The organism is Actibacterium ureilyticum (assembly GCF_002285435.1).
GTDB lineage: Bacteria > Pseudomonadota > Alphaproteobacteria > Rhodobacterales > Rhodobacteraceae > Actibacterium_C > Actibacterium_C ureilyticum.
Map to the genome: position 1 here is coordinate 129918 of NZ_NSBT01000026.1, position 11848 is coordinate 141765.

The window sequence follows — 11848 nt, forward strand, 5'->3', positions numbered from 1 at the left end:
GAACATGGCGCTGCCCAAACACGCATCCACGCTGGAACGCATCTGGCATTACACCTATCTGGCGATCTGCGCGCTGATCTTCCTGTTCCTGATCGCGCCGATCCTGATCGTGATCCCGCTGAGCTTCAACGCCGAGCCCTACTTCACCTTCACCGAGAAGATGCTGAACCTCGACCCCGAGGGGTATTCGACCCGCTGGTACGATCTGCTGCTGACCTTTGGCATGGCCGCGCCCGACGCGCCGCGCGACAGCAGCTGGTGGGCCGATGTCTGGGCCAATGCGCAATGGGTGAACGCGGCCAAGAACTCGGTCATCATCGGCTTCTTCTCGACCCTGCTGGCCACGGTGCTGGGCACGCTGGCGGCGCTGGGTCTGAGCCGTCCGGAAATGCCGTTCCGGCGGGCGATCATGGCGGTGCTGATCTCGCCCATGATCGTGCCGATCATCATCACCGCGACCGGGCTTTTCTTCTTCTATTCCATGACCGGTCTGGCCAACACCTATATCGGGATCATCATGGCGCATGCGACGCTGGGCATCCCGTTCGTGATCATCACGGTGACGGCGACGCTGGTGGGGTTCGACCATTCGCTGACCCGCGCGGCGGCCAGCCTGGGGGCCAATCCGACGACCACGTTTTTCAAGATCATCATGCCGCTCATCCTGCCCGGCGTGATCTCGGGCGCGCTCTTTGCCTTTGTCACCAGCTTTGACGAGGTCGTGGTGGTGCTGTTCGTGGCCGCCCATGACCAGCAGACAATCCCGCGCCAGATGTGGAACGGCATTCGCGAACAGATCAGCCCGGCGATCCTGTCGGTGGCAACGATCCTGGTTCTGGTGTCGATTGCACTGCTGACCACGGTCGAGCTGCTGCGGCGCCGGTCGGAGCGTCTGCGCGGGCTCAGCCCCGGCTGATCACGGCAGCAGCGCCAGCCATAGCCACACCGTCACAATGGACCCGGCCGTGCCCACCAGCACGGCCGATGCCGCGACCCGCTTGGCCACCCCGTACATGTTGGCAAAGATATAGGTGTTGACCCCCGGCGCCATCGCCGCCGTCACCACGGCCGAGCGCAGCTGGTCCAGCGACAGCCCGTTCAGCTTGGCCATGCCGAAGGTGATCGACGGGTGCAGGATCAGCGACACCGCACAGATGTAAAGCACGGTCTTCATGTCACCCTCGGGGCGATAGCGGTAAAGCACCCCGCCCAGCCCGAACAGCGCCGCGGGCAGGGCGGCGCGGGTGATCAGGTCGATCGCATCGGTCAGCACACCGGGCAGCGGCAGACCGGTCAGGTTCACCGTGAACCCCAGCGCGATCCCCACCACCAGCGCGTTGGAAAACATCGCCTTCAGGATGGATTTGACGGTCTGCAGCCCGCCGCTGCCCTGGCTGCGCACGATCTCCATCGCGGTGATGCCGATGCCATAGCACAGCGGCGAATGGATCGCGATGATGGCGAAATTGGCGGTCAGCGCGTCGGCGCCATAGGCCCGTTCGGTGATCGGCAGCCCCAGCAGAAGCGAGTTCGAGAAGAGCCCGATGAAGCCGATGGCCACGCTGTCCTGCCAGGGGCGGCCAAACAGGAACCGCGCGCCCAGCAGCCCGGCGGCAAACCCGGTCACCGCGCCGGTATAAAAGCTGACCAGCAGCGACAGGTCGAAATTCTGCGACAGGTCCAGCGACGAGATCGCCCGGAACAGCAGCGCGGGTATGGCGAATTTTTGGGTGAAGACCATCAGCCCGTCGACGCCCGCATCCGAAAACAGCCCGCGCCACACGGCGACATAGCCGGCCCCCAGCACCAGGAAGACCGGCAGAATGACATCCAGAAGCGCCTGCATCAGCCCCTCGCGTCGATGGTCAGCCCGTCATGGGCGGGCACGATATGGTCGGGTGTTTCGGCGGCGACCGTGGCATAGTCCAGGTCGATATGCATGTTGGTCAGCACCGCGCGTTTCGGCGCCAGCCGGTCGATGGCCGCCAGCGCCTGATCCAGGTTGAAATGCGTCGGATGCGGGGTGCGGCGCAGCGCGTCGATGATCAGGCAATCGAGGCCTTCGAGCACGCCCCAGCTGCCCTCATACATCTCGGCCACATCGGGCAGGTACGCCACATCGCCCACCCGGAACCCCAGCGCATCGATGGAGCCGTGATTGACCCGGAACGGGCGCAGCGTGACGGGGCCGCCCGCGCCGTCGATCACCACGTCGCCGTCGATCGTGTGCATCTCCAGGATCGGGGGATAGGGCGAGCCGTCGGGCTGGATGAAGGCATAGCCGAAGCGTGACAGCAGGTCGTTCTGGGTGTTGCCATCGGCCCAGACCGGCAGGCGGGCGCGCATGTTGAAGACGATCTGGCGCAGGTCGTCCAACCCGTGCACGTGATCGGCGTGCGAATGGGTATAGACCACCGCATCCAGCGTGCCCACGCCCGCGCGCAGCAATTGCTGGCGCAGATCGGGCGAGGTGTCGATCAGCACCCGCGTGACCCCGCCCGAGGGCGCGGTGCGCTCAACCAGCAGCGAACAGCGGGTGCGGCTGTTGCGCGGCTCGTCGGGGTCGCAATCGCCCCAATGCCCGCCCAGCCGGGGCACGCCGCCCGACGATCCGCAGCCCAGAATGGTAAAGCGCGTGCCCGTCATTGTGCCGCCTGCGCCCAGGTTGCGGCCTTGGTAAACAGCCGGTCGAAATTGGCCTGTGTCTCGGCGGCGAAATCGGCGTATTCCATCCCGAATACCTCGGCGCCTACCTTGGCGGTGTGGGCGGTATAGCCGGGCTCGTTGCGCTTGCCGCGATGGGGCGGCGGCGCCAGATAGGGCGCGTCGGTTTCCACCAGAATCCGGTCGACCGGGGCGGCGGCGAAAATCTCGCGCAGCTCCTGGCTTTTGGGGAATGCCGCGATGCCCGACATCGACAGATAGAACCCCAGATCCAGCGCGGCTTTCGCCAGTTCGGCGCTCGACGAAAAGCAATGCATCACGCAAGCGTAGGCGCCGTTGCGGTATTCCTCGGCCAGGATGCGCGCCATGTCGTCATCGGCGGCGCGCGCGTGGATGATCAGCGGCAGGCCGGTGTCCCGCGCCGCCGCGATATGGATGCGCAGGCTGTCCTTCTGCACCTGCGCGCTGTCGGCGGTATAGTGGTAATCGAGGCCGGTTTCCCCGATGCCCACGAATTTCGGATGCCGCGCCAGGGCCACCAACTCGTCCACCGTGGCCATCGGCTCGTCAGCGGCGCTCATCGGGTGGGTGCCAGCGGCATAGAAGACCGGTTGAAAGGCTTCGGCGATGGCGCGCACCTGCGGCTCCAGCCGCAGCTTGGTGCAGATCGTGACCATGCGCGTCACGCCCGCCTGGACCGCGCGGTCGATGACCTGTGGCAGTTCGTCGGCCAAATCGGGAAAATCAAGGTGACAGTGGCTGTCGGTGATCTGTGGGTGCTGGGTCATGCGCCTGTCTGTGGCGCCAAGAGCCGCGCCGCCGTTTGGTCAATCCTGTGAACCGTATCAAGGATCAGCGAAGCGGGGTCAAGGTTGACCGACCGCCCATGGCGTGCACGGGCGCCCAGGGTCTGTGCGGCCTCGGCCCAGAAGCGTGCGGCGTGGGCATTTGGGCAGAGCCGTGCCATCAATTCAGCCTCTCCCGGGGCGGCTTCGGGCGTGGGCGGTCCGGCCACGCCGGTGCGGGCCAGCCGGGTCAGGAACAGGTCGAACAGGCGCAGCAGCAGGTCGAACCGCGCCTCGTGCGTCTTGCCGGTGGCGCTGTCGGCCAGTTTCAGCGCGCGGGGCCGGTCCAGCCGCGGCAGGCCGAACAGAAGCCCCACCAGATCGGCATAGGCCGCCAGCCCGTCCAGATTGGTCAGCCGGATCGCCTCGCCCACCGATCCGCCGGACAGGGCGGCCAGCGCGGCGCTGTCGCCCGCATCGATCCCGGCCTGATCCAGCGCGGCGGTCATGTCATCGGGACGCAACGGGGCGCAGCGCAGCTCGCGACAGCGGGACCGGATCGTCGGCAACAGCCGTGCGGGCTGATGCGCCACCATCAGGATCACGGCATTCTCGGGCGGCTCTTCCAGCAGTTTCAGGATCGCGTTGGCGGCGTTCACGTTCATCTCGTCGGCGCTGTCCACGATCACCACGCGCCGTCCGCCTTCGGCAGCCGAGAGGGCGAAGAAGTTTTTCAGCTTGCGCACCTCGTCCACGGTGATCACCGTTTTCAGGGTGCCTTTCTTGTCGTCCACCGCGCGGCGCAGCAGGAACAGGCCAGGTTCCGACAGCGCCGCCATGCGGTGCGCGACCGGGTGATCGGGCGAGATATCCAGCGATGTCGGGGCAGGGGGGGCGTCGCCGAAAAGCCCAGCGTCCTGCGTCATGGGCTGGGTCAGCAGAAACCGCGCGATCCGCCAGGCCAGCGTCGCCTTGCCCACCCCGCGCGGGCCGGTGATCAGCCAGCCGTGATGCAGCCTGCCGGTGGCGAATGCGTCAAGAAACGCCTGTTCCGCCGCGTGCTGGCCGAACAGCTGCGCGGTCTCGCGCGGGTGCGGCGCGCCGTCGACGCGGTCGGCTTCGGGGGCGGGGGTGTCGGTCATGCCAAAAGGCTTGCCACATCGGCGGCGACACTGTCCATGGGGCGGTCACCGTCGATGACGCGGCAGCGGTCGGGGAATTCGCGCGCGAGCGCCAGGAAGCCCGCGCGCATTTTCTGTTGCAGCTCCAGCCCGAAATCCTCGAACCGTTCCTCGGTCCCCTGGCGGCCCTTGGCGCGGGCCAGCCCCTTGGCCGGGTCCATGTCGATGATCACGGTCAGGTCGGGTTCGCGCCCGATCATCAGGCTGTGCAACTGATCGACCAGCCCGCGCAGATCGCCGCGCGTGATCCCCTGATAAAGCCGCGTTGAATCGGCGAACCGGTCGCAGATCACCGTCTGACCGGCGTCGAGCGCGGGTTGGATCGTCTTTTCCAGATGGTCCCGCCGCGCGGCGGTAAAGAGCAGGATCTCGGTTTCCGCCGACCATTTGTCGGGGTCGCCTTCCAGCACCAGCTTGCGGATCTCTTCGGCCCCGGGCGAGCCGCCGGGCTCGCGGGTCAGCACCACGGGGCTACCGCCCGCGCGCAGATGCTCGGCCAGCAGACGGGCCTGGGTGGATTTACCCGACCCGTCGATGCCCTCGAATGTGATGAACCGTCCGGGCGCGCCCATCAGAACAGGTTGAAACCTTCGGTCGACACATAGTCGCGGAACAGGACCTGTGCCGCGGTGCGCAGACGCGGCACGAAGCCGCCGCGCGGCACGGATTTGTCCGCCACCAGCGGCAGGCGGCGTTCTTCCATGTCGGGCAGGTTTACCACCAGCTCGCCGATCTGCTGGCCCTCTTCGATGGGGGCCTCGATCGGGCCGTCATAGACGATCTGCGCCTCGATCGCGTCACGCTGGGTGGCGGGCACCAGCAACACCATGTCATCGGGCGCCACCAGGCCCACGCGCTGTGTCTCGCCCATCCAGACGGGGGCCTCGGCCAGGCGCGTGCCTTTCTCGGCCACGGTCTTCTCGACGAACTGGCGGAAGGCCCAGTTGACCACGCGCTCGGCCTCTTCGGCGCGCTCGGCCTCGGTGTTCAGGCCGCTGATCACGAAAACCACGCGGCGGGTGCCCTGCACGGCGGACCCGACCAGACCATAGCCCGCCTCGGAGGTGTGGCCGGTTTTCAGCCCGTCCGCGCCGATCCCCAGCTTCAGCAGCGGGTTGCGGTTGAACCGGTTCTGCGGCGCGCGGCCGTCGAATTCATATTCTTCCTGCCCGAAATAGCCGTAATATTCCGGAAACTCGGAAATCAGCCGCCGGGCCAGGATGCCCAGATCCTGCATCGACATGCGCTGGTTTGGGTTGGGCCAGCCGCTGGCATTGGCGAAGGTGGAATTTTCCATCCCCAGCGCACGGGCGCGTTCGTTCATCAGCCGGGCAAAGGCATCCTCGGTCCCGGCCAGCCCTTCGGCCACCACGACACAGGCATCGTTGCCCGATTGCACGATGATGCCCTGGATCAGCTGTTCCACCGTCGGGCGGTCGCGTTCGTTCAGGAACATGGTCGACCCGCCCATCTGGCGTGCCTTGGACGAAACGGCGAATTGCGTGCCCATGCTGACCCGGCCGTCCTGCAGCGCCTCGAACAGCATGTTCAGCGTCATCAGCTTAGACATCGACGCCGGCGGCATCGGCGTTTCGGCGTTCTTGCTGAACAGGACCGTGCCGGTGGCGTGGTCGACGACATAGGCCGCCGTGGCACGGGTTTCAAAGGCCGCGCGCGCCGCGCCGCCCCAAAGGGCCGCCAGCGACAGGGCAATGAAAAGATAGCTCACAAGACGTGGTCGCATCGGTCGCTCCGGTTTGTGGGTCGTCAGTTGGTGACGAAATAGGCGTCTTCATATCCCAGCTTGCGCACCTTGTCCTGAAGGCTGCTGCGCTCGCCGGTGCTGTTGGCAGGGCCGACCACCACGCGCCAGAATTCCTTGCCCTGGCTTTTCTGCGACAGGACAGAGGCGCTCATGCCGTCATCGCGCAGCGCTTGCGCGGTGCTGTTGGCGTTGTCCTCGACGCTGAAGATCCCGATCTGGATAAAGGGTTTCTCCAGTGGCGATACCGTCAGCGTCTGGCGTGTCAGGTCGGGGATATCGGCGGCCGCGATTGCCGGGGCGGGGCTGTCCTCGGCGGGGGTGATCACCGGTTCGGACGTGTCCTCTTCCGCGGCATCGATGGCCGCGGCGGCCGAGGCGATGGGATCCAGCGTCGCAGTTTCGATCTCGCTCGGGGCGGCCAGCTCTTCGGTGGGGGCGTCGTCGGCGACCTCTTCGGGAGAGATGACCGGCGCGGCGGGGATTTCCTCGGTCCGCAGCGCCACCACATAAAGGTCGGTGGGCGCGCCGGCCAGCAATTCCAGGGCCGATGCGGCGTCCGACGACACCTGCAGCTTGGGGCCGGGGTTCTGCCGCTCGCGCCGGAACAGCGCACCGATGACGGTCTTTCCGTTGCTTTCGTTGCGGATGATCACCCGTTCGGGGTCGGTCACGTCGGGATGCGCCACCCAGACGCCGCCCAGCGACGGCCGCCCGTCCCACAGCCCGGCTTCCGAGGCCTCAAAGACCTCGGGCGCCTCGACATCGCGGGTCTTGCCCGACCCGGTGGTGCCAGCTGCGGCTTCGGCCGTGTCGGCGGCCGGTTTCTTCTGGAAGAACTTGGAATTCTGGATGTCCTCGCACCCGCTCAGCGCAAGCGTCATTCCCGCTGCCAGCGTCCAGCCCGCGATCGCAGTTCGTGCCATTGTGCCCCCTTTGCCGCCCGGCCTGTCCGCAGCGGCAGTGTCTGCCCGATTTGACCCCGTTTGCCGGGGTTTCGCGCGCATGATAGCGGCGCCTGTCTTTCATGGAAAGGTCGCTGCACCGCAAGAGGCAAAATTCGGCTGGCAAGCGCCCCGGGATGGCTGTATTCGATGTCCCGGCCCGCCCGACCCGGAGGAGTGGCAGAGTGGTCGAATGCACCGGTCTTGAAAACCGGCGTGCGTGAAAGCGTACCGTGGGTTCGAATCCCACCTCCTCCGCCACACGCTGTCCGACAGGACGGCGGCCAACCTCCGACCTGCAGAGCCGCGCGGCAGCGGTTTGCCATCGCCCGTTCTCAGCTTCTTGGTTTTTTGTTTTCGGGGTCGTAGAGGGGGGCATAGCCGATGCCGGCGACTTCGACGGGGTATGGTTCGTCGAAATAGGTGACCTGCAGCTTGCGGCCGGGCTGGCAGTAGTCCCATGGCAGATAGGCGAGCATGATGTTCTTGCCCACCGTCGGGCCATAGGCCTGTGACGTTGTGAAGGACCGCCGCCCCAGCGCGTCGACCAGCACCGCACCCGTTTCGGGGTCCATCACCGGCATGGTGTTCACCGGATAGCGCGCGATGCCCTGGCTGTCGGTGTTGTCGGTCATCACCAGCGTGCACAGCATGGCGGGCTGGTGGTCGCGGGCGCGGTATTCCAGGTGCTTGTCCTTGCCGCGGAAATCGGCCTCTTTCACCTTCGGGCGGGCCAGGTCGGCCTCGTAGAGATTGTATTCCGTCTGCAGGTCGGCGTTCTGAAGCCGCAGGGATTTTTCCAGCCGGCGCGAGTTGGCATAGGTTTCCACCCCCATCGCCATCACCCCGGTGTCGCGCAGCGCGTCCCAGACCGCCAGCCCATCGTCATAGGGCAGGTGCAGCTCCCACCCCTGTTCGCCGACATAGGAGATGCGGAAGGCCATGACCGTCTTGCCCGCGATCTCGATCGGCTTGATCGCGGCGAAGGGGAAGTTCTCGGCCGCCAGCCCGGCGGGATCGGCCACGACCTTTTGCAGGGTCGCGCGCGCGTTCGGGCCCCAGATGCCGATGGTGGTGTAATCCTCGGTCACATCGGTGATGGTCACGTCCAGCCCGCGATCGGCGGCCATGCGCTGCATATAGATCAGGTCGCGCGGGCCCGCATCGGCGCCGTTCACCAGCCGGCAGCGGTCGGCCATGCGGAAGACGGTGAAGTCCGCGCGCACATTGCCCAGATCGTCCAGCATGTGGGTATAGATGCCCTTGCCGATCATGGTGTCGCCGCCGATCCTGGCCGCGCACAGATATTCCATCAGCGCCACGTGATCGGGCCCCGAGATGTCGGTCATGTGGAAATGCGACAGGTTGATGATCGCGCAATCGGCGCTCATCTCCAGCTGTTCGGCGTTCGACACGCGCCAGAAATGGCGGTTGTCCCATTCGTTTTCCCGCACCGGCACCTGGTCGGCGTATTTCTCCAGCAGGTGTTCGTTGGCGGCATAGCCATGGGCGCGTTCCCAGCCGCCGAGCTCCATGAAGTAGCCGCCCAGTTCGACCTCGCGCGCGTAAAACGGCGAGCGGCGGATGCCGCGGGCATTGGCGAAGGGCTCGCGCGGGTGCACCGGCGGGTTATAGATCTTTTTCGCGGTCTCCTCGCAGCGGCCCCAGATGAACTCTTCGGTCAGCTGGTAATCCTGGAACCGCGCGTAATCGATGCCGTGATGGTCGATATGGGTGCGCCCGTCGGTCATCCAGTCGGCGATCAGCTTGGCCATGCCGGGGGCGTCCTTGACCCAGATTGCCACCGCGTACCACAGGCCCCGCACCTTGCGGCTTTCGCCCATGGACGGGCCGCCATCGGTGGTGGTCTGCAACAGCCCGTTGAACGAATGGCTTTCGTTGAAGCCCAGCTCGGCCAGGATCGGCGTCAGCTCCATCGCGCGTTCCAGCGGCTCGATCACATCCTCCAGCGACAGGTCGCGCATCGACGGCCCCAGCCGCGCCTGGCCCTTTTCCAGGATGTCGCGCGGATGCACCATGCGCGGCTCTTTCTCGTAATAATACCCCCACTCCATCTGGCCGCCCTCGGTGGTGGCCGGATCGCCGGTGTCGCGCATATAGGCCGAATTGCCCTGGTCGCGCAGCAGCGGGCGGCCGATCTCCAGCCCGGTGCCGGCAAATTCGTCATAAGGCCCGAAGAAGGTCAGCGGATGGTCGACCGGCATCACCGGCAGATCCTCGCCCACCATGTCGGCGATCAGCCGGCCCCAAAGCCCGGCACAGACCACCACGTGATCGGCCATGATCGTGCCGCGATGGGTCTTCACGCCGGTGACACGGCCGTTCTCCTGGATCAGTTCCAGCGCGGGCGTATTGGCAAAGGCGCGCAGCTTGCCGGCCTTTTCGGCCGCATCCACCAGCTTGCCCGCCACGGTCTGCGAGCGCGGCACCACCAGCCCCGCATCGGGGTCCCACATGGCGCCCTGGATCTGGTCTTCTTCCAGCAGGGGGAATTTCTCTTTCGCCTCGGCGGCGGTGATCATGCGGACATTGGTGCCGAACGCCCGGCCCGAGTCGCAGCGCCGCTTCAGCTCGGCCAGGCGGTCGTCATCGCCAACCCGCGCGACCTCCAGCCCGCCGATGCGGCTGTAATGGCCCAGCTTCTCGTAGAAATCGACCGAGTACATCGAGGTCCAGGTGCTCAGATGGTCATGTGCGGTCACATAGCAGAAATCCGATGCATGCCCGGTCGAGCCGATATCGGTCGGAATCGCCGACTTGTCGATCCCGACAATGTCCTCCCACCCACGTTCAACCAGATGATGCGCAACCGATGCGCCAACAATACCACCAAGACCGACAATGACGACATTGGCACGTTCAGGAAACGAGGACATGGGAGATTCCACTTGTTCGAAGTCTTTGGGGGCAGATTACTGTGTCGAATGGCGCGGACTAACCCTCAACCGGCATTCGTGGGCGCAAAACGACCGTTTTGCGGTTTCGCGTCGGCCACGGGGCGCCTGAGATTCTGTGCCGGCCGCCCCCTACCGCAGGGTCATCCGGGGCAGGGGGCCTTATTTTTCGGGCGCTGGCGGGGTGCGCGACATTTTCCGGCAAGAAACCTGCATTTTTCGCTTGCAGCCCCCAGCCGAACTTACTAAATCACGCCTCACCCAACGGATGCGGGCGTAGCTCAGGGGTAGAGCATAACCTTGCCAAGGTTAGGGTCGTGAGTTCGAATCTCATCGCCCGCTCCAATATCCTCACTTCAGGTGAGGGGGTGTGACAGGACCGCTTCGGCGGTCCTTTGTCGTTTCTGGGCGGGTCAATGCGCCCGGCGGCGGGCGCGCAGCAGGTTCAACGCCTCGACCGCGCCGGCAAAGACCATCGCGGCATAGATGAAGCCGCGTTCGATATGGTGGTGCAGCCCGTCGGCCACCAGCGCCATGCCGACCATCACCAGAAACGCCAGCGCCAGCATCTTGGTCGACGGGTGCGCCTCGACGAAATCGGCGATGGGCTGGGCCGCGATCATCATCACCAGAATGGCCACCACCACGGCCGCGATCATGACCGGCAGGTGGTCGGCAATGCCCACGGCGGTGATCACACTGTCGAGCGAGAAGACCAGATCCAGCACCATGATCTGGGCGATCACGGCGGCGAAACCGGTGCGGGCGCTGCGGCGCGCCTGGGCTTCCTCGTCCGGGCCTTCGACCTCGTCGAAGATCTCGGTCGCGGCCTTCCAGATCAGGAACAGCCCACCGGTCAGCAGGATCAGATCGCGCCACGACAGGTCGAACCCCGCCAGCGTGACGAACGGGTCCGACAGCGACACGATCCACGCGATCGACGCCAGCAGGGCGATCCGCAGCACCAGCGCCCCGGTCAGCCCGATCATCCGCGCGCGCGGGCGCTGGTCGGGCGGCAGTTTCGATGCGGCGATCGAGATGAAGATGACGTTGTCGACGCCCAGCACGATTTCCAACACCGTCAGGGTCAGGAACGAGGCCCAGACGGCGGGATCGGACAGCAGTTCGAACATGGAAAACCCCTAGAACAGGACGTGGCCGATATTGGCCAGCGACAGGGATATGATCACGCCAACGGTGAAATACATCCCCCAGATGCGCGCGCGCAGCACTTGCGGTGTCTGGCTCAGGCCCCAGGCATGGGCCAGCCGCCCGGCCAGAAGCAGCAGCCCGAACACATGAACCAGCCAGACCGGCATGCCCTGCATTTCGGCCAGGCCCAGCAGCAGGATGCCCATCGGCGCATATTCGGCGCAGTTGCCCTGTACGCGGATACGCTTTTCCAGCTCGGGGAAACCGCCATCGCCCAGCGACACCCGTTCGGTGCGGCGCACCATGACGACCCGGAAGGTAAGGGTCATGAACAAAAGGCCCAGAAGGCCGGCATAAAGCGGTGTTGCGGTCAGCATGGGTACCCTTTCCGGTGGCAGTTTCCGGGACAGAGCATACCCAGCCGAACGCCCCGGTCCAGTTCCGG

At 65.7% G+C, this 11848-nt stretch carries 11 protein-coding genes and 2 tRNA genes; 3 read left to right on the top strand and 10 right to left on the bottom strand.

Annotation, left to right across the window (positions count from 1 at the left end):
- The first annotated feature begins 4 nt into the window (after positions 1-4).
- Positions 5-916, top strand: a complete 912-nt coding sequence (locus CLM60_RS09240) for an ABC transporter permease (RefSeq protein ID WP_095588875.1) — start codon at positions 5-7, stop codon at positions 914-916.
- Here the strand turns inward: CLM60_RS09240 and CLM60_RS09245 are convergent, their stop codons facing one another.
- From CLM60_RS09245 to CLM60_RS09275, 7 genes are read right to left on the bottom strand one after another with little or no spacing between them, the layout of a single operon-like run.
- A complete protein-coding gene (locus CLM60_RS09245; RefSeq protein ID WP_095588876.1) occupies positions 917-1846 on the bottom strand; it encodes an AEC family transporter in 930 nt (309 codons plus the stop codon).
- Positions 1846-2646 (bottom strand): MBL fold metallo-hydrolase, encoded by an 801-nt coding sequence (locus CLM60_RS09250; protein WP_095588877.1) that lies wholly within the window; start codon positions 2644-2646, stop codon positions 1846-1848. Before CLM60_RS09250 ends, CLM60_RS09245 begins: the two co-directional genes overlap by 1 nt.
- Positions 2643-3452 carry a TatD family hydrolase gene (locus tag CLM60_RS09255; protein WP_095588878.1) on the bottom strand — a complete coding sequence of 270 codons (810 nt, stop codon included), beginning with the start codon at positions 3450-3452 and terminating at the stop codon, positions 2643-2645. Before CLM60_RS09255 ends, CLM60_RS09250 begins: the two co-directional genes overlap by 4 nt.
- Positions 3449-4591 (bottom strand): DNA polymerase III subunit delta', encoded by a 1143-nt coding sequence (locus CLM60_RS09260; RefSeq protein ID WP_095588879.1) that lies wholly within the window; start codon positions 4589-4591, stop codon positions 3449-3451. The genes CLM60_RS09255 and CLM60_RS09260 overlap by 4 nt, the downstream gene beginning before the upstream one ends.
- On the bottom strand, positions 4588-5202 hold the full coding sequence (tmk, locus tag CLM60_RS09265) for a dTMP kinase (protein ID WP_095588880.1): 615 nt from the start codon (positions 5200-5202) through the stop codon (positions 4588-4590). Before tmk ends, CLM60_RS09260 begins: the two co-directional genes overlap by 4 nt.
- Positions 5202-6374 (bottom strand): D-alanyl-D-alanine carboxypeptidase family protein, encoded by a 1173-nt coding sequence (locus tag CLM60_RS09270; RefSeq protein ID WP_095588881.1) that lies wholly within the window; start codon positions 6372-6374, stop codon positions 5202-5204. The genes tmk and CLM60_RS09270 overlap by 1 nt, the downstream gene beginning before the upstream one ends.
- Positions 6375-6397: 23 nt before the next feature.
- A complete protein-coding gene (locus CLM60_RS09275) occupies positions 6398-7318 on the bottom strand; it encodes an SPOR domain-containing protein (RefSeq protein ID WP_095588882.1) in 921 nt (306 codons plus the stop codon).
- A 189-nt stretch (positions 7319-7507) separates the two neighbouring features.
- On the opposite strand from CLM60_RS09275, the gene CLM60_RS09280 reads away from it, so the two are divergent.
- A tRNA-Ser gene (locus CLM60_RS09280) sits at positions 7508-7597 on the top strand.
- A gap of 74 nt (positions 7598-7671) precedes the next feature.
- Here the strand turns inward: CLM60_RS09280 and CLM60_RS09285 are convergent.
- Positions 7672-10233 (bottom strand): GcvT family protein, encoded by a 2562-nt coding sequence (locus CLM60_RS09285; RefSeq protein WP_095588883.1) that lies wholly within the window; start codon positions 10231-10233, stop codon positions 7672-7674.
- 288 nt (positions 10234-10521) lie between these two features.
- On the opposite strand from CLM60_RS09285, the gene CLM60_RS09290 reads away from it, so the two are divergent.
- Positions 10522-10596 (top strand) — tRNA-Gly (locus CLM60_RS09290).
- A gap of 68 nt (positions 10597-10664) precedes the next feature.
- Here the strand turns inward: CLM60_RS09290 and CLM60_RS09295 are convergent.
- Both CLM60_RS09295 and CLM60_RS09300 read right to left on the bottom strand, forming a co-directional pair.
- Complete coding sequence (locus CLM60_RS09295) at positions 10665-11384, bottom strand: TerC family protein (RefSeq protein ID WP_095588884.1); 720 nt, start codon at positions 11382-11384, stop codon at positions 10665-10667.
- Positions 11385-11393: 9 nt separating this feature from the next.
- Positions 11394-11780: an MAPEG family protein gene (locus CLM60_RS09300; RefSeq protein WP_095588885.1), complete on the bottom strand. Its 387-nt coding sequence runs from the start codon at positions 11778-11780 to the stop codon at positions 11394-11396.
- Between the last annotated feature and the right edge of the window lie 68 nt (positions 11781-11848).